Annotated in this window: 21 protein-coding genes and 2 pseudogenes; 17 read left to right on the top strand and 6 right to left on the bottom strand. The window is 38.4% G+C overall.

Going from position 1 to position 22,437, the window contains the following annotated elements; translation table 11 throughout:
- Positions 1 to 106 precede the first annotated feature (106 nt).
- Positions 107 to 1,462 carry an arsenic transporter gene (locus tag QYG89_RS05820; protein WP_404315489.1) on the bottom strand — a complete coding sequence of 452 codons (1,356 nt, stop codon included), beginning with the start codon at positions 1,460 to 1,462 and terminating at the stop codon, positions 107 to 109.
- 251 nt (positions 1,463 to 1,713) lie between these two features.
- Here QYG89_RS05820 and QYG89_RS05825 point away from each other — a divergent pair, with 251 nt between their 5' ends.
- The gene (locus tag QYG89_RS05825; RefSeq protein ID WP_404315491.1) at positions 1,714 to 3,291 is read left to right on the top strand and encodes an FAD-dependent oxidoreductase; all 1,578 of its coding nucleotides are present in this window, start codon (positions 1,714 to 1,716) and stop codon (positions 3,289 to 3,291) included.
- 210 nt (positions 3,292 to 3,501) lie between these two features.
- Entirely contained in the window at positions 3,502 to 4,770 is a 1,269-nt protein-coding gene (locus tag QYG89_RS05830) for a saccharopine dehydrogenase NADP-binding domain-containing protein (RefSeq protein ID WP_404315493.1), read from the top strand.
- A 110-nt stretch (positions 4,771 to 4,880) separates the two neighbouring features.
- On the opposite strand, the gene QYG89_RS05835 is transcribed toward QYG89_RS05830, so the two are convergent.
- Both QYG89_RS05835 and QYG89_RS05840 read right to left on the bottom strand, forming a co-directional pair.
- Positions 4,881 to 5,498 carry a DUF2238 domain-containing protein gene (locus QYG89_RS05835; RefSeq protein WP_404315495.1) on the bottom strand — a complete coding sequence of 206 codons (618 nt, stop codon included), beginning with the start codon at positions 5,496 to 5,498 and terminating at the stop codon, positions 4,881 to 4,883.
- 241 nt (positions 5,499 to 5,739) lie between these two features.
- Positions 5,740 to 6,513: an alpha/beta fold hydrolase gene (locus tag QYG89_RS05840; protein WP_404315497.1), complete on the bottom strand. Its 774-nt coding sequence runs from the start codon at positions 6,511 to 6,513 to the stop codon at positions 5,740 to 5,742.
- A 203-nt stretch (positions 6,514 to 6,716) separates the two neighbouring features.
- On the opposite strand from QYG89_RS05840, the gene QYG89_RS05845 reads away from it, so the two are divergent.
- The 7 genes and pseudogenes from QYG89_RS05845 to QYG89_RS05875 all read left to right on the top strand — a co-directional run.
- Positions 6,717 to 7,337 (top strand): phosphatase PAP2 family protein, encoded by a 621-nt coding sequence (locus QYG89_RS05845; RefSeq protein WP_404315499.1) that lies wholly within the window; start codon positions 6,717 to 6,719, stop codon positions 7,335 to 7,337.
- A 66-nt stretch (positions 7,338 to 7,403) separates the two neighbouring features.
- Positions 7,404 to 7,778, top strand: a complete 375-nt coding sequence (locus QYG89_RS05850; protein WP_404315501.1) for a YmaF family protein — start codon at positions 7,404 to 7,406, stop codon at positions 7,776 to 7,778.
- Between the two features lie 540 nt (positions 7,779 to 8,318).
- On the top strand, positions 8,319 to 9,389 hold the full coding sequence (locus QYG89_RS05855) for an LLM class flavin-dependent oxidoreductase (protein WP_404315662.1): 1,071 nt from the start codon (positions 8,319 to 8,321) through the stop codon (positions 9,387 to 9,389).
- A 371-nt stretch (positions 9,390 to 9,760) separates the two neighbouring features.
- Positions 9,761 to 10,426, top strand: coding sequence for a TerC family protein (locus QYG89_RS05860; RefSeq protein ID WP_404315503.1), 666 nt, complete (start codon positions 9,761 to 9,763; stop codon positions 10,424 to 10,426).
- 298 nt (positions 10,427 to 10,724) lie between these two features.
- Positions 10,725 to 11,150: a hypothetical protein gene (locus QYG89_RS05865; protein ID WP_404315505.1), complete on the top strand. Its 426-nt coding sequence runs from the start codon at positions 10,725 to 10,727 to the stop codon at positions 11,148 to 11,150.
- Positions 11,151 to 11,220: 70 nt separating this feature from the next.
- A complete protein-coding gene (locus tag QYG89_RS05870; RefSeq protein WP_404315507.1) occupies positions 11,221 to 11,559 on the top strand; it encodes a hypothetical protein in 339 nt (112 codons plus the stop codon).
- Positions 11,549 to 11,847 (top strand): annotated as a pseudogene (locus tag QYG89_RS05875) (transposase); the annotation flags it as partial. The gene QYG89_RS05870 and the pseudogene QYG89_RS05875, both read left to right, overlap by 11 nt.
- Positions 11,848 to 11,914: 67 nt before the next feature.
- Here the strand turns inward: QYG89_RS05875 and QYG89_RS05880 are convergent.
- Positions 11,915 to 13,204 carry a carbohydrate binding domain-containing protein gene (locus QYG89_RS05880; protein WP_404315509.1) on the bottom strand — a complete coding sequence of 430 codons (1,290 nt, stop codon included), beginning with the start codon at positions 13,202 to 13,204 and terminating at the stop codon, positions 11,915 to 11,917.
- Between the two features lie 424 nt (positions 13,205 to 13,628).
- On the opposite strand from QYG89_RS05880, the pseudogene QYG89_RS05885 reads away from it, so the two are divergent.
- From QYG89_RS05885 to QYG89_RS05900, 4 genes and pseudogenes are all read left to right on the top strand, one after another.
- Positions 13,629 to 13,931 (top strand): annotated as a pseudogene (locus QYG89_RS05885) (TerC family protein); the annotation flags it as partial.
- 165 nt (positions 13,932 to 14,096) lie between these two features.
- Positions 14,097 to 14,588, top strand: a complete 492-nt coding sequence (locus QYG89_RS05890; protein ID WP_404315511.1) for a hypothetical protein — start codon at positions 14,097 to 14,099, stop codon at positions 14,586 to 14,588.
- A 207-nt stretch (positions 14,589 to 14,795) separates the two neighbouring features.
- Positions 14,796 to 15,428, top strand: coding sequence for a TetR/AcrR family transcriptional regulator (locus QYG89_RS05895; protein ID WP_404315513.1), 633 nt, complete (start codon positions 14,796 to 14,798; stop codon positions 15,426 to 15,428).
- A gap of 74 nt (positions 15,429 to 15,502) precedes the next feature.
- A complete protein-coding gene (locus QYG89_RS05900) occupies positions 15,503 to 17,731 on the top strand; it encodes an MMPL family transporter (RefSeq protein WP_404315664.1) in 2,229 nt (742 codons plus the stop codon).
- Between the two features lie 107 nt (positions 17,732 to 17,838).
- Here QYG89_RS05900 and QYG89_RS05905 read toward each other — a convergent pair whose 3' ends face one another.
- Positions 17,839 to 18,204, bottom strand: a complete 366-nt coding sequence (locus tag QYG89_RS05905) for a carboxymuconolactone decarboxylase family protein (RefSeq protein WP_404315515.1) — start codon at positions 18,202 to 18,204, stop codon at positions 17,839 to 17,841.
- A 207-nt stretch (positions 18,205 to 18,411) separates the two neighbouring features.
- On the opposite strand from QYG89_RS05905, the gene QYG89_RS05910 reads away from it, so the two are divergent.
- The 3 genes from QYG89_RS05910 to QYG89_RS05920 all read left to right on the top strand — a co-directional run bounded on the left by QYG89_RS05910 (position 18,412) and on the right by QYG89_RS05920 (position 20,001).
- Positions 18,412 to 18,657: a transcriptional regulator SplA domain-containing protein gene (locus QYG89_RS05910; RefSeq protein ID WP_404315517.1), complete on the top strand. Its 246-nt coding sequence runs from the start codon at positions 18,412 to 18,414 to the stop codon at positions 18,655 to 18,657.
- Between the two features lie 14 nt (positions 18,658 to 18,671).
- Positions 18,672 to 19,700 (top strand): spore photoproduct lyase, encoded by a 1,029-nt coding sequence (gene splB, locus QYG89_RS05915; protein ID WP_404315519.1) that lies wholly within the window; start codon positions 18,672 to 18,674, stop codon positions 19,698 to 19,700.
- A 127-nt stretch (positions 19,701 to 19,827) separates the two neighbouring features.
- Positions 19,828 to 20,001 carry an asparagine synthase gene (locus tag QYG89_RS05920; RefSeq protein WP_404315521.1) on the top strand — a complete coding sequence of 58 codons (174 nt, stop codon included), beginning with the start codon at positions 19,828 to 19,830 and terminating at the stop codon, positions 19,999 to 20,001.
- Between the two features lie 129 nt (positions 20,002 to 20,130).
- Here the strand turns inward: QYG89_RS05920 and QYG89_RS05925 are convergent, their stop codons facing one another.
- Positions 20,131 to 20,613 carry a DUF2798 domain-containing protein gene (locus tag QYG89_RS05925; RefSeq protein WP_404315523.1) on the bottom strand — a complete coding sequence of 161 codons (483 nt, stop codon included), beginning with the start codon at positions 20,611 to 20,613 and terminating at the stop codon, positions 20,131 to 20,133.
- Between the two features lie 460 nt (positions 20,614 to 21,073).
- Here QYG89_RS05925 and QYG89_RS05930 point away from each other — a divergent pair, with 460 nt between their 5' ends.
- Positions 21,074 to 22,435, top strand: a complete 1,362-nt coding sequence (locus tag QYG89_RS05930) for an aspartate aminotransferase family protein (protein WP_404315525.1) — start codon at positions 21,074 to 21,076, stop codon at positions 22,433 to 22,435.
- The last annotated feature ends 2 nt before the right edge of the window (positions 22,436 to 22,437 follow it).

Raw genomic sequence — 22,437 nt, forward strand, 5'->3', positions numbered from 1 at the left:
ACTACATCGTATGCAAAAATTTATTTAACATGAATGGTAAATAACCTAATGGGAGAAAAAATAAAAAATTTTCAGCCATTTAAACAGATAAAATAGTGGGATGATTCTAAGCGAAGACCATTTGGACCCAGTAGTATAGTAAAAACAAAGTGAGAATGGTTGTTGGAGGAATAACGATCAATGAAACGTTTAAATAATCTTTCCATTTTACTTTAATCTTATTTTGTCTCAAGATATGCATCCAAATAAGTGAGGCAAGGGTTCCGATGGGCAATAGCAATGAACCCATGTCGCTCCCAATAATATTGGCAAGATAGATCGTCTTTAAAGTGATTGGGTCTAATCCCATTTCTGTTAACGTAATTGTTCCAATCATTAAAGCTGGGTGGTTATTAAAGAAGTTGGATAGGACAGAGACCAATCCTCCCATAACAAAGCTGGCATAGAGCAAGCCTTCATTTACGATTGGCTCACATATATTTACAAGCATAGCTGTCAGTCCTGCATTATGGAGACCATAGATAATCATGTACATAGAAAATGCGAAAATCAGAATGTGCCACGGAGTTTTTTTCAATATGTCAATAGGGTTTGTTCGTAAATGGTACCATCGCCATACGAGTAGGATGAGTGACCCTAGTACTGCTACTAGTTCAATTGGAATGGATAGATAAGAGGCAACAAAGAGAAGACAGCGCATAGCAAAGACAAACAACAACACTTTCATCATAAATTTCGTACGTTCTTGTTTTGTGTTAACGGAGATAGAACCTTTTAATGGATGAAAATGTTTTTCGAAAAAGATTTCTTCTATATCATATGAAGAATCTGGTAGTGTTTTTGGCAGCTTTTTCTTTACTACGATGAACATAAGCCAAGACATGAACAATAATCCTAATGTTGCTGGGACAAACATCATGGCTGTATGCATATAAAGTGTCATGTCCACGATATTCAATGCGATTAAGTTGACAATATTACTTACCCCGATCGGTGCACTCGAAGCTGTGGCAATCAACGCCCCACTTAAGAGATATGGAATCTGGTGATGGTGTTCCAAGCGGAGGTTTGTTAAGAGTAATATTAAAATTGGAGTGGTGATTAGAATACTGCCATCGTTGTTGAATAAAAGTGTCATTAAAAAGCATAATACTTGGATATACCAGTAAAGACGATAACCCGAACCTTTAGATAAACTTGCAAGCCTTGCAGCTGCCCAGTGGAAGAACCCAAAGCTTTCTAATATGACAGCCATAACAATAGTGGCTATGATAGTAATAGAGGCTCCGCCTATTTTATCGATAATGTCTTTAATATCTACGTAGGATATGGCCCCTGTTAGAAAAATAAGCCCGGCACCAATCGCAGCCGGCCACGCTTCATTTATGCCCCTCGGCCTCCAAAAGATGACAGCCATCGTCATAAAAAACACTAATACCGCAAAAACCATTTGGAAATTCATTATTAACTCTTCCTTTTTATTTAAGATAGTTTGCGTAAGGCGCCCCTTGTCCTCCCTTGTTATTATTTATATGCCTTTTTTTGGGATACGCACTAGGTGTTTGACTAACTTTTTTTAATATGTGTTTGTCCTTTTATGATAAGTCTAAAAGAGTTAGAACAAGGGGAGCTGCCGGTGATAAGAAATGAAGTATAGTTCTCCGGTAAATGGAAATCCTACTATATATTGAAATATCGAATGGAGGTTTTAGCGTGACCCATCATGATGATATAAGTGGAAAACTGCCACAAGTACCTGAGCCATACTGGAGAGACCTTATTGACTTACCGGAGTTTCCTCAATTAAATGATGACATCCAGGTGGATGTGGTGATTGTTGGGGGCGGTATTACGGGGATCACATCTGCCTATCTATTAGCGAATGAAGGATTGAAGGTTGCTGTGTTGGAAGCTGGAAAACTGTTAAATGGTACAACAGGGCATACAACAGCGAAAGTCACTGCCCAACATGATCTAATATACGATGAATTCATTCAGAACTTTGGAAGAAGCAAGGCGAGATTGTATTATGAAGCCAATACGGACGCTTTAAACTTTATTAAACAAATGGTGGACGAACACCAAATCGATTGTGACTTTAGTGAGCAGGACGCATACATATATGCAACGACTGATCAGTATGCTGACAAGCTTCGTAAAGAGGCAGATGCATACGAAAAGATCGGTATCGAAGGCGGACTAGTTGACAGCATTCCTTTTAATATAAAAGTAAAAAATGCTCTCGTGATGAAAAATCAGGCACAGTTTCATCCAATTAAATACTTAATACATCTCATCCACAAGATCACGGAAAAAGGCGGGCTTATTTTTGAGCATACGACAGCTGTAAATATTGAAACAGGAGAGCGGCCAACGGTTCTTACGAGTGAGGGACCGCGTGTAACCGGCAGCCGCGTCCTTTCCTGTTCACATTTTCCGTTTTATGAAGGAACAGGCTTTTACTCTACGAGGATGTATGCCGATCGTTCCTATATCCTTGCTGTTAAAGCAAAGAAACCTTATCCAGGAGGCATGTATATCAGTGCTGATCAGCCAATCCGTTCTCTTCGCGCGGCAACAGTTAATGGAGAAGAAATGGTGCTGATTGTAGGAGAAAGCCATAAGACTGGTCAAGGGAAAGACACGATGGAACATTATAAAGCGTTAGAGGAGTTTGGCGAACAGGTTTTTGGCTTAGATGATATTATCTATCGCTGGTCAGCTCAGGATTTAGTTACGTTAGACAAAATTCCTTACATAGGGAAAATAACTTCGGATCAGCCTAATATTCTGATCGCTACCGGTTATAGGAAGTGGGGGATGTCGAACGGTACAGCCGCAGCTTTGCTGTTTAGGGATATGATTCTAGGCAAAAAGAGTGCTTATGAAAGTCTATATACACCGTCTCGATTTTATGCCCATCCGAGTCTGAAAAACTTCTTAGTGGAAAATGCGAATGTAGTCGGTCATTTAATTAAAGGAAAACTTGAGATGCCAAATACGAGGGCTGATGACTTATCTAACGACGAAGGAGCTGTGATTACTGTCAACGGGCACAGAAAAGGAGCCTATAAAGATAAAGACGGGAAGCTGCACATTGTAGATACAACCTGTACGCACATAGGGTGTGAAGTGGAGTGGAACAGCGGCGACCGGTCATGGGACTGTCCCTGCCATGGCTCTCGATTTTCGTATACGGGGGAAGTCATTGAAGGACCGGCAGAAAAGCCGTTACAGCAGTACGACTATACGATGCTGGACAATCTTGCATCAGACGACTCAGGTTATTAACAACTACTTTTGAATGCAGGTTGAATATTTTTCATTTAACTTTTTCACAACCTCCTGAATTTGAGCTGAAATGGCTGAAATCAGGAGGTTGTTTTTGTTGATAAACATCTAAATTTTCAAACATTTATTGAGTTTTATAGGGGAACTATCTATACTGTTTCAATCTATTTTACATATATTATATAAAAAGAGATTGGACGAGGTGCTGGAATGAATGAACAACGGAAAGTGATCACTATTCTAGGAAGTGCTGGAGGAGTGGCAAAAGCAGTGCTTTCCATATTAAATAAAGCTGCACAGGATGAGCAAGACGTTATCCATCACGTTATGACTAGCTGCACGATTCATTTAATCGATCATAATCAAAAAGAGCCGGCCTATTATGGCGAGTTATTTCCTTATATACAGGATAAATTTGTATGTCATCAGCTGGACTTACAGGATACTCAGAAATTGATCAACCATCTTGAACATACAAAAACAACGATTGTGATTGATGTTTCACGTGCAGATACGGTGGAAATGCTGCAGTGCTGTGATCAACTTGGTATCCATTATGTAAATACCGCTTTAGAAAGCAGAATGGTGGATGAACATCAAGAGTTATATGAAGGATTTCCTTTGATGGAGAGAATTAAATACTTTGAAAATCATAAAGACAGTTTTTCAAATTCATCTTCTATTATTGGCTCAGGCATGAATCCAGGGGTCGTTCAATGGATGGCGATAGAGCTGTTAAAAAAAGACCCGAAAGAAAAGCCGCTTGGCTGCTATATTGTGGAGCATGACACAACCTTCTTTAAGAATAAGGAAATGGCAAAAGAGAATGTGATTTATACAACTTGGTCGCCAGAAAGTTTCCTTGATGAGGCGATCTTGAGCTATCCAATGTTTATGAAACATCATACACCACTCTTTCTATATGAAAATGTTTATAATTTTGAATTTAAAGTAACGTTAGGTGATAAACAGTTTAACGGTTGTTTAATGCCTCACGAAGAAGTGTATACTTTATGCCAGCTGTATGATATGGAAGGCGGGTTTCTCTATAAAATAAATGACCATACAACAGAGCTCATTCGTTCAAACCTTGATGATGTAGATGAATTGTGGAACCATGAAATGAAGGTGCTTGATCCGCTGGATGAAGCAATAGAAGGGGAAGATTTAGTCGGGGTCCTTCTTGTATACGAAGACAAAGAACGGTATATGTATAATGTGTTGAACAATGATTCTATCCTTTCTCAATACAAAACAAATGCCACCTACTTTCAAGTAGCCTGCGGCATTTATGCTTCCTTATCGGTCCTGTTGTTAGACCAAATACCTAAAGGAGTTTATTATGTAGATGAACTATTGTTAAAAACAGACAATCAGTACGGCCAATATTTAACTTATTATATGAAAGATTTTGTTACAGGAGAAAATAACCATACGGATGGTCTTTTGCTTCAAAGAATGAAAAAGTTCCGTCATTAGAGTCTGCGGACATATCCTAAAAGCCTTTAGTTGCGTTGAAGAATGGATGGAAACAGAGAGTTGTTCAACATTTTAGCTCTCTGTTTTTTTAATTTCCTATTTGCTCTTTTTTACAATTTTTTCAAAAATATGTCGTGTAATTTTGAAAGGAGAAGCAGCGAAAGGATGGATCCGATTAGGGTCAATGACATGTCCCATTGTGCATCCCACATATCGCCCTGCATACCTAAAAAGTTTTCAGATGCTTTTCCTCCTTTTGTGATTGTAAAAGCTAGCCATTCGATGATTTCATACAATGCTGAGATTGCAAGTAAAATGCTAATAGTAAATAACCAGAGACCTTTGATTATTTGGGTTTTTCGAATTAAGATTTCTCTTGTCACAATCGCAAACAGCCCCTTTAGAAAATGGCCAAGGCGATCGTAGTGATTTCGATTTAAATCAAAGGTATCTTTTATCCAATTAAAAAGGGGAACCTTTGAGTAAGTGTAATGACCTCCTATGAACATTGTAACTGCTAAAATGACAATAATAATATAAGAAAGAGTAGTAAGACGAAATTTATTATACGTTGCAATGACGATGATTAATCCGATTATAGCAGGAACAGCCTCTGCAGCCCATGTTATGTAACTTGCAGGCTTGATCACTGACCATATCAACACTGCGATAACAATGAATAGTAAAAACAAATGAATCTTTATGCTTTTCTTTTTATCTCTTATCACTTTTTACCCTCCTCCTGAAAGGTTGTTTACTCACGGTATTTGAAAAAATGCAATTTTGTATATAAATCACTCCAAGCCATTTTCCGTAGCAGCCTCATGAATTTACTAAGGTCGTTCATTTCCTTGAAAAATTTGCGCATCCAATATGGAAAGGAATTGACTCAAGGGAGTCTGACGTATTGAGTCAATCTCGTTTCTTCCAGGAGAGAGAACAGAAAACTAGAGAGAATGATTAGCTTTATTAATTATTTTGGGTCGATATAAACCGTTTAATGAAATAGTTCACTTCCCAGGCAGCCTTGGTAGGAAGCTGATGTTTTATGTCCCCTATGAGTATTAGCTCATTGACAGGAAGCTTCTCGTTTAATAAGCGGGCATAGCGATGAAATGCCACATCTTTTTCTCCATAAAGCAATAAAACGGGGAGTTTAATTTGATCTAGTTGAGCTGTACAATTATAAGACAAGCTGTAACGGTAATATTGTTCAATATTTTTGGCTTTGCCTTTGTTCGCATGAAGATACAGTTCCTTAAAGAGCTTTTTTGTATTTGAATTAGTAAAGGAAACAGATAAGGCAAGAATTGTGAGCGCCTTCCATTCCGCTAGCTTTACTCCTAAAGTAATTTTATTTTTTAATGATGGATCCTTTACTTCTGACATGGCTCCTATAAGAATACCGCCTAAAGAGCGTTCTGGATATGTCAGCAAAAAATCAAGGACAATAGATCCTCCAGTTGAATAACCGCATATGAAGGCTTGATCTATTTCTAGATGGTCTAATAATTGTTTTATATCATGTGAAATTAAAGGATAAGTTAATATTTCTTCTGAAAAAGAGCTGTTTCCATGTCCCCGAATATCAAAAACAATTATTTTGAAATGATTGGATAGCTCATTTATCTGGCGGATAAAGGTCACACTCGTAAGCAATGGGGGATGAATAAAAATAATAGGAGTCCCCTTGCCTTGAACTTGATAATAAAGGTCAACACCACTTATATTTACGAATGACAATGAATGATACCTCCAAACGAATGTTAAATATTGCGTTTTAAGTTTTAAAAAGAGAAAATACTATGTATTGTTACTATTTTTCGCAAATGAAGAAAATTTATCCTTGCTGCATGCGATTCGTGAAAAAATAGTTGTTGTTTTGCCAAAGTATAATTAGCAGATAAATCAAGAGCTGCTTAGGCTAACCGGAGGATATTAAAAAGATGAAAAAACTTTTCTTTTGGATCAGTTTGATCGTGCTGGCTGGGCTTATGTTAAATATTGAACAGCCGCTATTACAAAAATACGATGTAAAAATTATTTTGTTTTTCGAAGGAATTCGAACAGAATTTTTAAACGGTTTATTTTATTTGTTTACTGAAATCGGGTCATTCAAAGTGCTGCTTCCTGTTGCTATAATTGTTTCAATTGTATTAGTAGTGAAAAAGCTGTATCGTGAGGCTTTCTTTGTGATGCTGGTATTCTGGGGAGTGAGAGGGGCCAACCGCTTGTTAAAAGAATTGTTTGAAAGAGAGCGCCCTTCATTTAATGCCATAATTGAAGCCGGCAGTTATAGTTTTCCAAGCGGACATGCGATGAATTCTACCGCTTTTCTTGGCTTTTTGTTTTACTTATTGACACACATTTTTAAGATAGGGAAGAAGCGTTTATTCATATGGTTAGCTGTGACGATCGCGACGGTAACCCTTATTGCCGTAAGCAGAGTTTATTTAGGTGTACATTATCTTACGGATATTGCAGCTGGGGCATGCGGCGGTTATTTATTTTTGATTTTTATCATTTATCTATATGAATTTTCATCTGATCGAAAAGTGCTGGTCTGATCCTTTTCATAAATCCTTTTTGTCTTCATTTCATATAGTGTTAAAAAGCAAAAAGGAGTTATGCAAATGGAAATCCCTGTGACTGGGTTCATGTTTCATTCAGATGATTCAGACTTTATGCATTCCCATCGCCTTTATATCACTTCATGGGATGGAAGACCTGTCCATGTTCACGAATTTAGAGGAGTGACTTCTTACGATGCTGGACATAGCCATAGGTATGCTGGAACGACTGAACCAGCGCCGAGAGGGGTCCAGCATATGCATAGGTATTTTACTTTTACCTCTATGGATGATGGGCATTATCATCGGATAGCAGGGACAACTGGTCCTGCCATTCCTCTTCCTGGCGGCGGTCATTATCATGAATTCAACGGAGTAACCACTGTTGACGGATTTAACCCCCATAGGCACAGATACAGCGGCAGAACAAGTCCTTAATTTTTTAGAATAAGCTACAAAGGGGAATATTAAAAAATTGTCGGCTAACTTTTTGTTAGCTGATTAAAAGCGAAGCAGACTGTTGTATTAAATAAGATCTTTCGATTAAAATAATAAAAAAGTTCCCTGGGTTTACGGGAACTTTTTTATGTTAACTTTGGTATCTTTAACCGTCAAGCGGAAGTTAGTCGGAAGAAGGCGGAGTCCTTTAAAGGTCCGCCTTCTTCTTTTACTTTATAACTATGTTGTTGCCTGTTTCATCTGCCTGAATGATCTGCGAGTAAAGATGAATAAATGAGGAAAAGGAATTCTCAAATTGAAGATTGGAGGAACAATCGGAGCAGCAGTTTTAGCTTTTACTGCTTCTAAAATGATTGTAGGTGGAAAATGATTAAAAAGCTTTTTTGAAGAAAATCCTTTAAGTAAATGACAGAGAATCAAACCATTTTTTGCAGAATCAACACTTGACGAGATTAAGTTATATAAATATAATAAATTACAAAAAGTAACTGATAGTCTTAACTGGAGGAAAAAGCTGTGATGCGAGAAGAAGAGGAATGTAAAAATTCAGGAGTAGAAATTGGTCTTTATACGCTTGGAGATCTATGTCCAGACCCTTATAGCGGTAAAACAGTTAATGTCCAACAGAGAATTAGGGAAATCATCGACGCAGCAAAACTCGCTGACGAGTCGGGACTAGATGTTTTTGGAGTTGGTGAACATCATCGATTAGACTATGCAATATCGTCTACCTCTGTTGTTTTAGCAGCTATTGCTCAAATAACTAAACGAATCAAATTGACAAGCGCCACTACAGTGTTAAGCACTGTTGACCCTGTACGCTTGTTCGAGGACTTTGCTACATTGGACTTGCTTTCGAATGGACGTGCAGAAATAATCGCTGGTCGAGGGGCGTTCGTGGAATCTTTCCCTCTTTTTGGTTTTGATACAAATGATTACGATGCCTTGTTTTCAGAAAATATGGATTTATTTTTAAAGCTTAGTGAAAACGAGACAATCTCATGGAATGGTCATTTTCGCTCCTCATTGAGGAATGCTGAAATTGCCCCCCGGCCTTTACAAAATCGGTTACCAATGTGGATTGGTGTGGGAGGAACACTGGAAAGTGCGGCCCGTGCTGGCAGATTAGGTGTTGGAATGGCTATAGCTATCCTCGGCGGTGATCCAGTAAGATTTAAGCCGTTGGTTGATGTATACCGTAAAGCCGGTACTGACGCTGGACATGAATTAGAAAGTCTCAAGGTAGGAGTAACGGGACATGGGTATATCGCAAAGACAACCCAACAAGCGACGGACGAGTTCTACCCCTATTATTCAAATTACTGGACATACGTTAACCGTCAGCTAGGGAGGGGCGGGAGGATGTCAAGAGCAGATTTTGAGCAAATGACCGGCCCGGATACTGCTTTGTTCGTTGGCAGTCCACAGCAGATCATTGAGAAAATCCTTCGCCAATATGAGCTTTTTGGGCATAAACGTTTCATTGCACAGATGGACATAGGCGGTTTGCCGTTTAAAAAAGTAGCAGAAGCTATTGAATTATTAGCTGTGGAGGTAGCTCCCATTGTTCGGAAAGAAACGAGCAGGTAGTTTAGCATTTGAAACTCAAATATCGGACGCCTATTTAATAAGTGTCCGATATTTGGGTTTTTTGTTTCTTATGAAAGGAATGTTTTACCTTGAACCATCAAACGGTTCAAGTGAAGGTGTGTTTGAACTTGTATTATTTTGTATACATTTTATATTCGTCATCAATTCTTTGTGCAATCACCCTTATGCTTGTTCAAATGTCATTGGCAAAAAAGACAAGCATAAAATAGCTTATGTAAATAAATAAATTAGGAAGCGGAATTCTTAGGTTGAAGAAAGGATTGAGGGCTTCAAAGTATACATCTATTGTTATATTCCTTCGCGCTGCTGTCTGAAGACGATCGGATCATGAATCTGAGGAGTGATGTCATATGGAGTTTCTTTCACCAGAATATTGGTCAGCTTTACTAGCCATTATTGTCATTGATTTAGTTCTGGCTGGAGATAATGCAATTGTGATTGGATTGGCAGCAAGAAACCTGCCAAAAGAACAGCAAAAGAAAGTCATCTTTTGGGGAACCATTGGGGCAATAGAAATAAGGGCCGTTGCAACTTTAGCCGTTGTTTGGCTACTGAAAATACCTGGGCTGCTTTTAATAGGAGGTCTGTTGCTTGTAGGGATTGCTTGTAAACTGCTCGTTGAAGAGAAGGGACATGATGTGAAGGAGGGGCAAAGTTTTTGGTCAGCTGTTAGAACCATTGTTATAGCCGATGCTTTAATGGGGCTGGATAATGTTCTGGCAGTGGCCGGAGCTGCACACGGGAATTTTTCTCTAGTGGCGATCGGCTTATTGTTTTCCATTCCAATTGTCGTATGGGGAAGCACAATGATTGTAAAATGGGTCGAACGTTTTCCTATATTAATTACAATTGGAGCGGCAGTTTTAGCTTTTACTGCTTCTAAAATGATTGTAGGTGAAAGGTTCTTAAAAGGTTTTTTTGATGAAAATCTTTTAATTAAATGGGGATTAACTATTCTAATTGTTGTAGGTGTGGTGTTCTTTGGAAAGTTAAAACAAAGAAAAAAGTGGTATTAGTTTATGGGAACTTTTTTATGTAAACTTGAATATCTTTAACCGTCAAGCGGAGGTTAGCCGGAAGAAGGAGAAGTCCTATAAAGGCCCGCCTTCTTTTTTTACTTTTATGATCGCTTCTTCACCTAGCTGTTCCTTTATGGATTTAAAAAAGACCATGTGCAGCCGACTACGATGAATCGAATATTGCAGCCGTGTATAGCCAGCATCTAACCCTCTTGGTTCAGGACAAATCTTTTGACCATATTCCCCCTCTGAAAAGGGCTTCAAAAGGTTGTATAGAGAATCGAGGCATTGTTCTTTGTGCTCATCCATCCTTTTGTTACTGGATGAGATACGCCGTCCATCAAAGAAGAGAAAGGTATTTAAAAAGTGGTTAATTTGTATTTGTTATGTATACAAATTGTATTCTATAAATACACAAGAGGAAGAAGAAAAGAAAGTAAGCATTCAAACAGCGGAAACACATACGGATGACTACAAAAGAAGTGAAGGTATAGTTGAAGATGAAGTCGGTGTAATTAGAATGTATACAAATAGATTCGAAGTGAAGCGATGGCTGGTAAATGGGGAGCTCCCTTGCCCTGAATGCAATCAATGGGTGAGTGCTTCAAACTTTGCAAGACATGCTAAACAGCATGACACCACCACGCAAAAAATTTTTACAGATGAAAGATACATGGAGAAAATTAATGAAATGATACAGGAGAGAACAGCCGAGAAATAAAAAGCCCCGCCAGTTGCAAGTGTTCTGTTATCGTTGTCTTATCACTGAAAGAGAAGGAGAGGGAGAGAAGATGTTTGTCACGCATTCCTTTCAAATTCCTTATGAGGAAGAGCTGTATGCGAAACTGAGAACCATGCAGAGGGAAGCGGCTTCTGTCTGGAATGACATCGTCTGCGAGTCTTCTTATTTTTTCATCTATGGCAAATGGCTAAGTAAAACGGAGGTTCAGTCCGTCCGAAAACAAACGTACAATCTTCACTCGCAAACCGTTCAGGCAATTGCCGATAAGTATGAAGCGAATCAGAAGACGACAAGGCAGCTGCGAAAAACGGGTTATATCGTCAATTACAAAAAGCTCTTACGGATTACCAATAAACTTGGAGTAACGTGTACATCCTATACACTCTGATCAGGGCTGGAGTTATCAAATGAAGCAATATGTTAAGAAACTAAAAGATAATGGTATATTTCAAAGTATGTCCCGAAAAGGAAACTGTCGGGATAATTCACCAATGGAAAATTTCTTCGGATAATGAAACAAGAGATGTACTATGGGAAGGTTTATCGCTCGTTTGAAGAGCTTGAGCAAGCAGTGACTGATTATATTTTTTACTATAACAATGATCGGATAAAAGTAAAATTGACTGGCATGAGTCCGGTTGAATACCGTCTTCATGCCAGCCAACTGATTGCTTAAATAGCAAAGTCTAACTTTGGGGGTTCAGTACATAAAATGTGGTCTTTTTTGGATTTATTATTTGTCCTTACTGAATTTTTCTAACTTCCACATTGTCGATTTTTAACCGAGTACCGCCTTTTGAATGGATATAGAATTGAATACCTAGCTTGCTTGTTGTAACATTTATCTCAGTTGATAATTTTACATACGTATTTAAATGGTCAATGTTTACATTCACAGGTTGTCCACCGTGAGAATAAACTTGCATAAGGGATGTAACAGGTGGAGATTGCTTTTGTCGCACCCATGCTGATACTTCATAGCGGCCATTCGGTACTGAAAGCTGTTGGTATAGCGTTTGATGGTATGGCCTGCTTGAATAAATATCAACATTGTATTTCCCATCTATGGGGCTATAATCTTCAATTTCCAGCTTGCTTGATTGTCCTTTTGGGACCCATTCTTTCCAATTCGCTATACTGTTTGTTTCAAAACTTCCATTCTTCAAAATGTTTGGGCCGTATACTAGGTTTGGACTGTTTGTTTGTGGAAAGTGGAAATTCACAAGTTGTTCAATCATGTCTTTTGCACCGAAATCATGACCAACGCCCGGCAGACCTTTAAACTCGTATGGTGTGTTATATCCATACTTTTTAGATTCCGTTTGCATGGCTTTAATCCAATTTTGTCCTCGTGCATAACGCCCAGCGCCTTGTTGTTCAGTGATACTTTTTCTAGTATTATATGTTCCTTCATTTTCGTCATCCAATTCACCAACAATAACGAAAGAAGGTACTTTTAGGAATTCAGCAGGATTCATCGTTCCTACTTCGGAGGAGTACTTTAGCCCCTGCCAATAATTTCTGTTGGCGTCAGGGAATGTATACCATCCTGCTGCACCAATCGCAAGACGCTCAACTTTTTCTGGATAACGCATCATAAAGCGATGGGCAAACTGTGCTCCGCCAGAATAGCCAGATAAATTGATTTTACTAACCTTCGAACCTGTACGTGCTTTCACATCATTGATAATATCTATCAACTTTTTATCAGAACCTTGTCCCAGAGTTTGATAGTCAGGAAATTTAGATTCAGGGAATAAGGGGGCTACTACAATAAATCCCATTTTTTTTGCGTAAGGTACGTAAAAGTTGGAATGCTCCTCCGTATTTCTTCCAATTCCATGGATCGATACCAAAATAGGAGTGTTTGCGTTCACCTTTTCAGGTGTGTACATGTAATAGGTTGTATCACTAGCCTTGTACTGTTTTACTTCCGGTAGTAGGCTAGCTTCGGCGGTGTCTGAGAATGCACCGATTATTAAGCATCCGACAAAGAAAGTGGATAGGAGTATAACTCGTTGTATGTACCTCATTCGTGTTAGACCTTCTTCCTTTATATATTTTGTTCGGCACATGTGCGTACCTATTATATAGTAAACTCCGTGTATTAAACATTGGTACTTTTAGGTAGATCGTTTAGTGACTATCGATACCTGCCAATCTGGATGTTTTTGCACATCCCTGCCAAGAAAGGGCGCTTCTTAAATCAAGAAGCGCCCTTTTGTTACTATTATTCGGGGTCTTTTTCTGTTTGAACGATCGTTTTTACGGTAACTTGCGTTTTTACACTATCAATTTCACTTAATAGGTAATCAAAGTTTTCCGTTACTTTATTCTCTAGACTAGTGAAATTGAATTGAACCTCCTTCTCCTTTTCTCGAGCTAAAATTGTAATCTGTCGCAGTAGTTCATCATTGAGCAATTTTTACACATAAAACTTTGCCTTGGATAGAAGTCCTCCTGCTTGTATGGGTTGCTTGTAAACTGCTCGTTGAGGAGAAGGGGCATGATGTGAAGGCGGGGCAAAGTTTTTGGTCGGCTATTAAAACCATTGTGATAGCCGATGCTTTAATGGGGCTAGATAATGTTCTAGCGGTGGCCGGAGCAGCGGTTTTAGCCTTTACTGCTTCTAAAATGATTGTAGGTGAAAGATTCTTAAAAGGTTTTTTTGACGAAAATCCTTTAATTAAATGGGGGTTAACTATTCTTATTGTGGCAGGTGTAGTGTTCTTTGGAAAGTTGAAACGAAGAAGAGAATAGTATTCGTTTTTCTCATCCGGGAGAAAAAAGTCATTTGAAAATGTTTTTTGTATTCGTTTTGTATTCGATGGAAACTTTCAATATATTCACAAAAAAGATGCAGGAAATATTTAGGTGTATACAGAATGAATAAGGGGAGTAAGATGTTTTTGAGGAGCTGATAACATGGGGTATCTTGAACGATTTGCAAGAAACAAAAGAAGGAAAGAAAAAACCGAGGTATTGACTGCACGCCTTCCAGAAAGCCTATACAGCGAATTTAAATCGCATTGTGATGAATTGGGTTTATCCATCAGTGAAGCTGTCTGCCTGCTTGTAGAACGTGAAATAAGAGATACGGAAGGCGTGGAAGAAGAGGACGAAGAAAAGAAAGTAAGCGCTCAATCATCGATGGTACATACAGATAAACACAAAAGGATGGATAGTGACTATGAAAGTGATGAGAGTGAATTAAAAATGTATACAAATAGATTCACTATAAAACAGTGGCTGATAAACGGAGAGCTTCCTTGTCCTGAATGCAATCAATGGGTGAGTGCTTCAAATTTTGCAAGACACGCTAAACAGCATAACAGCACCACACCAAAAATTTTCACAGATGAAAGATACAAGGAGAAAATTAATGAAATGATCCAGAAGAGGATAGACGAGAAATAAAAAAGTTCCATTGGCTGCAGGGAAAGGTAAATATTCAATCGATTATTGCCATTCTAGATGCGAACCGCTGGATTAATCGTCACTCGAGTCCGAAGTGTATGGAAGTAAGATCGGATTGAAAATTTTTTCAACAAAAAGTTTTAATTTTTAACTTTTTATAATATTATTGAACTAATCAGTTGATAAGCAGGGAAAGGATTTGCCATTATGCTCTCGAAACGCAGTAATGAACATGACTGTTCCATACAAGAAACGAAACAAATGATTATTCACACAGCACAAAAACTGTTTATGACTTACGGTTATCGTTCAGTGTCTACACGGCAAATTGCTGAAACTTGTGGAGTGACTCAGCCGGCATTGTATCATCATTTCCAGAATAAGAAAACGATTTATATTGAAGTCGTAAAGTCAATTATGCAGCGAACCAAGGCGGATTTGTATCATATTAAAAATCACTATTCCACATTTAAAGACCGATTGTATCAAATCGCTTATTACATGTTAATGAATCATCAAGAGGATTTAACTCAGATGTTTCATGACCTTCAGCATGAGATGGACGAAGACACACAAATACTTATTCGTGAATGGTGGCTAGATAGTTATTTAAATCCAGTCGTTTTTATAATAGAGGAAGCTGTTCATAAGGAGCAAATACGGGACCTGACGGCTATTGGCAGCAATATAATGGAGATTGCTTTATTTATTTTGGATTTGATGAAATCATTTCTACAATCGCCAGCCCATCGCCAGTTAAATGATTCCAAGAGAAGAGAAGAAGCAGAACGAAAAGCAAAATTAATTGTAACTATATTTTTAGAGGGTATAAGTGGCTAAGTTTCACGAAGCCGCCTCTTTTTTGGTTTGTACTTATCAACTGATAAGTTTATAAAAGGAGTTGAAAATTCTTGATAAAAAATAGTCTTGAGAGCTATGGGTCTTTTGTTAGTGGAAAGAAAGGCAGATGGATTGTTGTTGTTACTTGGGCTTTGCTCATTCTTATTCTGAACTTAATGCTCCCGCAGGCCAGTTCACAGAAGAATGAGCGTGCTGATCTTTTCTTAGAGAAGACGGACTCGGTAAAAGCGCAAGAAATAATAGAACGGGAGTTTGGAACAAATACCGGTCCTCCTGCATTATTAACATGGTATAGGGCAGGTCAATTAACAGAGGCTGATCTTGTTTCCATTCAACTATTGACTAAGAAACTAACAGATGAACCGGTTAAACATGCAAACGTTCCGCCGTTTCATCAAATGCCTCTGCCTGTTCTAAAAGAGCAAATATCAGAGGATGGAACAACGTTTGTTCTGCCAGTCGTTTTTGAACAGAACCTCGAAACAGAAGAAATCAAGCAAGGATTAGAGGAGCTTAAAAAAGCTTCGAAACCGATTTTCAAAACAGATCCTTTTACAGCAAAAGTAACCGATAAAGATTCTTTGATCGTGAGAATCACTGGTCCGGCAGGCATTGCCGTAGATGCAACAGAGTTATTTAGCCAAGGAGATCTTTCATTATTAATTGGTACAGTGATGATCGTTTTAATCTTCTTGCTTGTTATTTATCGCTCACCTATATTGGCATTAATCCCGCTGGTGGGGGTTGGTATGGCTTACATGCTCATAAGTCCAATTCTCGGGTTTCTAGGCAGGGAAGGGATGATTGACTATGATTCCCAAGGAATTGCCATTATGACTGTTTTATTATTTGGGGCAGGTACGGATTACTGTCTATTCTTAATTGCACAATTCCGAAAAAATTTAAAAGAAGAGGAAAATAAATTTAGCGCTATAAGACGCGCATTTGCTACTTCATCTGGTGCCATTTTTATGAGCGGTTTAACAGTTGTTGTTTCTTTGCTTGTCTTAATCACAGCCAATTATGGGTCGATTCATCGTTTCGCGATTCCGTTTAGTTTAGCTATATTGATTATGATGGCAGCAAGTCTGTCATTGATTCCTGCGTTACTCAGCATACTAGGCAGAGCTTCTTTCTATCCTTTTGTGCCTCGTACCGAAGAAATGGCTGAGCAACTGGCTAAAAGAAAAGGAAAAGCGTATAAAAAAGGGAACAAAGAGCGAGGTTTAGGAAAGTTCATAGGTCATATCGTCAGTCGTTATCCGTGGAGAGTCGCACTTTCAACTTTGCTTATTTTAGGGATTTTTGCTTCTTTTGCAGCAAAAATTGAATACACATACGACACGCTATCTTCATTTCCAAAGGATATGCCATCCCGGGAAGGTTTTGATCTTTTATCCCAACATATTAATCCAGGGGAGTTAGCTCCTGTGTCTATTGTTGTGAAAACGAAGAATGATGAGGCTGTGATCAAGGAGAAATTAGAAGAATTGCCTTTTGTTGCAGAAGTGTCAGATGTATCAAGAGGGGCAAAAGATAACAGCTTTGTCAAATTTGAAGTTGAATTAACAGCTAATCCTTATTCCAACGAAGCGATGGCACATATACCGGAAATGAAAAAAGTATTAAAACAAATGGATTCAGGTGATGAAGTATGGATTGGCGGGCAAACAGCAGAGCAATATGATACAAGTGAAACGACGAAGTCTGATTCCAGTCTTGTCATCCCATTGATTATTACTTTCATTTCTATTTTGCTTTTACTATATTTGCGGTCCATTACAGCAACCGTTTATTTAGTAGGCACGGTGCTTTTGTCTTATTTCAGTGCATTAGGTTTAGGCTGGATCATACTTCATTATGGGTTTGGAGCGGAAGCTATTCAAGGGTTTATCCCGCTGTATGCGTTCGTATTTATTGTAGCTCTTGGAGAGGACTATAATATTTTCTTAATCTCAAGCATCTGGAAGAAAAGCAAAGAAATGCCCCTTTTAGATGCTATTAAAGAAGGGGTTGCAGAAACTGGGGGAGTGATCACCTCCGCCGGTCTCATCCTAGCAGCTACATTTGCCATTTTGACTACTTTGCCAATTCAAATTCTCGTGCACTTTGGAGTCATTACTGCTATCGGTATACTCTTAGACACATTTATCGTTAGACCGTTTTTAGTCCCGGCAATTTCAGCTATATTGGGAAAATCCATCTTTTGGCCTTCAAAGAAACGGATGGCTCAAGTTGAGAAACTTCGCGCAGAGCAAGCAGAAATGAAGAGCAATGCTTAACTTTTGAATAGACACCAACCTGATAACTAATATTAAAAACAAAGGGCAGCCGTATACATTGCAGGCTGCCCTTTTATTATTTTTTATTTCATCAGGGGATTGAAGACTTACTGCTTCAGTTGATTTAATTCCTCCATGCATTCTTGTACGAGGGTAACTGCCTGGCTCATCGCTGCGCCGCCGCCAAATGCTGCTGTGACTCCGACCGCTTCAAGGATTTCTTCTTCTGAGCAGCCTTGATCAAGGCATCCTTTCGTATGATAGATGATGCAATACTCATCTTGAGAATACAGGCTAATGCCTAAAGCAATTAACTGTTTTTCTTTTTGCGATAGAACCCCTTCTTTAAAGCATTCTTCTGTAAAAGCATTAAATTGTCTTGCAAGATTTGGCATTTTTTCGGTAAATAAACCAAGTCCAGCTTTATAGTGGTAAAGTGCAGCTTCGGTAGAATTTCTAGCTTCTAAATCCATTTTTCAATCAGCTCCCATTCTTTATAGATGTGCGTATCAAAGATTATTATGAGCTAAACAAAAGTGTTTAAACTACATTTTCATTTCTATTGATTCTATAGGTGGTGATTTTATCTATTTCCATAATCAGGGAACATAATTTGATCATCTAAAGGCAAACTCACAGTAAAGCTTTGTTTGAACTATAGAAGAAATAGGTGATAAAAAATGGAACCTACTAATGAGGATTATACTTACCGTGCGGGAGATATTGTCTATGTTTTTTACCGAAATCCGCATACGCAGGATGTAGCGAATATACAGGAAGCAGCAGTGGTGAATAACCCTGAAAATCCGAACGAATTAGCTGTATTTTTATATGAAACGTACTATCCATTAACAAATGAAATGGCGGTTTATTCTACAGAAGAAGAGGCGGAACAGGCTTATCATCATTATTTTGGAGGCATTTAAAGGGGGGCATTGGAATGGTGAAACCATTTACACCAAAGCTCGTTTATTTTGAGCCAAAAGCATTAGACTATCCATTAGGAAAAGAGCTAAAAGAAAAGTTTGAAAAAATGGATGTGGAGATTCGTTATACCACTTCCCATAATCAAGTGCGAAACCTTCCGGGAGAGAATGATTTCCAAAGGTATCGGGTAGCAAAATCTACACTAGTAGTAGGAATTAGAAAAACGCTTAAATTTGATACGTCAAAACCTTCCGCAGAATACGCTATTCCATTTGCTACAGGCTGCATGGGACATTGTCATTATTGTTACCTGCAAACAACGATGGGCAGTAAACCATATATTCGTACATATGTGAATGTTGATGAGATTTTAGAAGCGGCCGATCAATATATGGAAGAACGTGCGCCTGAAATCACACGATTTGAAGCAGCGTGTACGTCTGATATTGTGGGAATTGATCACTTGACTCATACGTTAAAGCGGGCGATTGAACATTTTGGACAATCCCAATATGGAAAATTGAGGTTTGTAACGAAATTCCATCATGTTGATCATTTACTTGATGCCAAACATAATGGAAAAACAAGATTTCGTTTTAGCATAAACGCAGATTATGTCATAAAAAATTTTGAACCCGGCACTTCCCCATTAGAAAAACGGTTAGAGGCCGCCGGAAAAGTCGCAAGAGCAGGATATCCACTTGGATTCATTGTCGCTCCCATTTATCTTCATGAAGGATGGGAAGAGGGATACTATCATATGTTTGAGCGTCTTGCGGCGGAGTTGCCTCCAGAAGCTAAAAAGGATTTAACATTTGAGTTTATTCAACACCGCTTTACAAAGCCTGCCAAAAAAGTGATCGAAAAAAATTACCCGATGACAAAATTAGAATTGGACGAGGAAAAAAGAAGATATAAATGGGGGAAATACGGAATTGGAAAATACATCTATCAAAAAGAGGAAGAAGAGGACATAAAAGAGCATCTCCATACCTATATGATGAGATTTTTTCCAGATGCCAAATTAGAATATTTCACATAGAAGGACGAGCCTAACCATGTATTTGCGAGAAGTTAATAGTGATCAAATCCGTATATCTCTGCTCATTGAGGAAACAATAAGGATGGTGTCTACACACCAACTAACTTCGGTGTAGGGGGATGTTACTATGAACATTCGTGAAGGTCTAATTCCAACTGCATTAGGTTCAGCTGTCACTGCGACAGGGTATGCTTTGAAACAAAAACAAGGCTCAAATAAAATGATTGCCAACACCGTTTTTGGTTTCGGTTTAGCACATGTGGTATTGGGTGTCATTGACCTTATTGAACATCGGCGTTAGTTAGGAGAAGGCGTAGTCCCATAGGGCGCGCCTTCTTCTTTTTTGTTCAATCAAAGGGCAAGACATTGACCTCTATTTTGAAAGCTCTAACTAAAATAAATCAGATACCAAAAAGCAGCTTGTTTGTGTTTACATGTTTAATTTGGGCTTTTGGGTTAATGGTTTAATGTATTTAGTCAATAGCCTGCGTGAGATTGGTCCAACAATTAGTAATTGTGAAGGAAGCGCCACGATAAAGTTTAGACAAACTGTTTTAAGGTAAGCAGTGAAAATTGAACCTTCAATTTCTGTCACTAATGCCGTTAAAATAAGCCCGTATGATGACATAAACAGGACCATTATAGGAACCATACAAAAAGCTATAGCCATAATAAAGTTGATTTCTTTTGACTTATCGTAAGGCAGCGATAATGCAATTTTACGTGCACTCGGTTCCACTAGTGACTCTGCGATAAAAGCGATGATAAATGTTATAACAAATTGAATCGCTGCGCCCCCTGCTGTAAACGAGGAAAATCCATGTAAAGCTGTGTTGTAAGCTGACATAATAAGAACCATTCCAAAACACATAAATAGCCCAAAAATAATGCCTTCTTTTTTATTACTAGGCAAATAAAAACATCCTTTCTTATAGAGAATAAATGTAATTATATAGGCTTAGATTTTTTTGCATAAGTGACATTTCTGTGAACGTTTTAGATGATGTTAAATGACGCCGTTGTTTTGAGGTGGAAAATAAAGTAGTACATGATTGATTGAAATAGATAGTCGCATTAATCCTGTTAGATTTTGTCAAAATTATATATCAACTAACAGACAGCTTTTTTGTGTAGGGTTGTTTCAAAACCAAAACGTCAGATCTTTATGAGAAAACTCCTTCTCTTATATAAAAGAATAGTTAGATTGAACTTATGTAGATCAAAAGGTCTTAATAACTTAAAAAATTATTGGTTGAAATTAGTAGTAATGTAGTGTTTTAACAATAATAATTGACATTGAAAATCATTTTCAATTATTATTTTAATTGTTAATGAAAATCATTATCAGTTAAAAGTTGATAGGAGGATATGATATGTCTACTCTAGTTAAACCATCTGTTTCAAATGAGGTATTGCTTTCTATGCAAAACATTCGCGAGTCCAATGCAAGGTCTTATCCAAGACGTTTGCCATTAGCCATTCAAAAAGCAGAGGGTGCCATCATAACGGATATGGATAACAAAGAATACATTGATTGTTTAGCGGGAGCAGGTACGTTAGCTCTTGGCCATAACCATGCCGTTGTTCGTCAGGCGATCCAAGAGGTGTTAGCCAATTTCATTCCTTTACATACATTAGATTTAACGACCCCGGTGAAAGAAGCATTTGTCGATGAAGTGTTTGCTAGTTTACCAGAGTCATTTGCGCGTAAGGCTAAAATTCAATTTTGTGGACCGACTGGCGGAGATGCCATTGAAGCAGCGCTTAAGCTCGTAAAAACAGCAACAGGTAATCGCACGATTCTATCTTTTCAAGGTGGTTATCATGGATCGACTCACGGCACGTTAAGCATTAGTGGAACGACGAGTCCAAAGAAATATATACATGCTCTTGTACCTGATACTCATTTTTTACCTTATCCATATGAATATCGCTGCCCGTTTGGAATGGGGGAGAAGGGACATGAATTTATTAGTACGTATATTGAAAACACTTTAGATGACCCTGAAAGCGGAATTGTCACCCCGGCAGGAATCATTGTAGAAATCGTTCAAGGTGAAGGTGGATCCATTCCTGCACCGATTGAATGGCTGAAACAATTGCGGCGTATAACAAAAGAAAGAAATATCCCACTAATTATTGATGAAGTACAAACAGGCATCGGCCGTACAGGAAAGATGTTTGCATTTGAACATGCTGATATTGAACCAGATGTTCTTGTTTTATCAAAAGCAATTGGTGGAAGTTTGCCATTATCTGTTGTTATTTACGATAAAAAATTGGACCAATGGGAAGCAGGTGCACATATCGGAACGTTCCGAGGCAATCAATTAGCAATGGCAGCGGGACGAGCCACATTACAATATGTCAAGGAACATCAATTGCCTGAATATGCCCATCAACTTGGACAATATATTCAAGAACAGCTAAAAAACCTTCAGCATCAAGTAACGTCAATTGGGGATGTACGCGGCCGCGGTCTTATGATCGGCGTTGAAATAGTCGATAAGACGAAAGCACCTAATTCGATTGGAAGCTATCCGGGGAATGGCGAACTTGCAAGAGTGATTCAACAAGAATGTTTTGATCGCGGTGTCATTTTAGAAGTAGGAGGAAGACACGGAGCGGTGATTCGGCTATTGCCGCCGTTAATTATAACAAAGCAACAAGTGGATGAAGTGTTTGTTCGTTTGGAAGACGCGATAAAAGCTGCTGAAAAGAAATGGGTGAAGTAAAT

The sequence above is a fragment of the Bacillus lumedeiriae genome, assembly GCF_044891285.1.
GTDB classification, from domain to species: Bacteria; Bacillota; Bacilli; order Bacillales; family Domibacillaceae; genus Pseudobacillus; species Pseudobacillus lumedeiriae.

What these genes read in the sequence shown, in the direction of transcription:
- QYG89_RS05895 (WP_404315513.1), top strand. Translation starts at nt 14,796, where the DNA reads ATGCTCTCGAAACGCAGTAATGAACATGACTGTTCCATACAAGAAACG.
- QYG89_RS05830 (WP_404315493.1), top strand. Translation starts at nt 3,502, where the DNA reads ATGAATGAACAACGGAAAGTGATCACTATTCTAGGAAGTGCTGGAGGA.
- QYG89_RS05930 (WP_404315525.1), top strand. Translation starts at nt 21,074, where the DNA reads ATGTCTACTCTAGTTAAACCATCTGTTTCAAATGAGGTATTGCTTTCT.
- QYG89_RS05855 (WP_404315662.1), top strand. Translation starts at nt 8,319, where the DNA reads ATGCGAGAAGAAGAGGAATGTAAAAATTCAGGAGTAGAAATTGGTCTT.
- QYG89_RS05880 (WP_404315509.1), bottom strand. Translation starts at nt 13,204, where the DNA reads ATGAGGTACATACAACGAGTTATACTCCTATCCACTTTCTTTGTCGGA.
- QYG89_RS05905 (WP_404315515.1), bottom strand. Translation starts at nt 18,204, where the DNA reads ATGGATTTAGAAGCTAGAAATTCTACCGAAGCTGCACTTTACCACTAT.
- QYG89_RS05860 (WP_404315503.1), top strand. Translation starts at nt 9,761, where the DNA reads ATGGAGTTTCTTTCACCAGAATATTGGTCAGCTTTACTAGCCATTATT.
- QYG89_RS05910 (WP_404315517.1), top strand. Translation starts at nt 18,412, where the DNA reads ATGGAACCTACTAATGAGGATTATACTTACCGTGCGGGAGATATTGTC.
- QYG89_RS05920 (WP_404315521.1), top strand. Translation starts at nt 19,828, where the DNA reads ATGAACATTCGTGAAGGTCTAATTCCAACTGCATTAGGTTCAGCTGTC.
- splB (WP_404315519.1), top strand. Translation starts at nt 18,672, where the DNA reads ATGGTGAAACCATTTACACCAAAGCTCGTTTATTTTGAGCCAAAAGCA.
- QYG89_RS05890 (WP_404315511.1), top strand. Translation starts at nt 14,097, where the DNA reads ATGGGGTATCTTGAACGATTTGCAAGAAACAAAAGAAGGAAAGAAAAA.
- QYG89_RS05820 (WP_404315489.1), bottom strand. Translation starts at nt 1,462, where the DNA reads ATGAATTTCCAAATGGTTTTTGCGGTATTAGTGTTTTTTATGACGATG.
- QYG89_RS05845 (WP_404315499.1), top strand. Translation starts at nt 6,717, where the DNA reads ATGAAAAAACTTTTCTTTTGGATCAGTTTGATCGTGCTGGCTGGGCTT.
- QYG89_RS05870 (WP_404315507.1), top strand. Translation starts at nt 11,221, where the DNA reads ATGTTTGTCACGCATTCCTTTCAAATTCCTTATGAGGAAGAGCTGTAT.
- QYG89_RS05850 (WP_404315501.1), top strand. Translation starts at nt 7,404, where the DNA reads ATGGAAATCCCTGTGACTGGGTTCATGTTTCATTCAGATGATTCAGAC.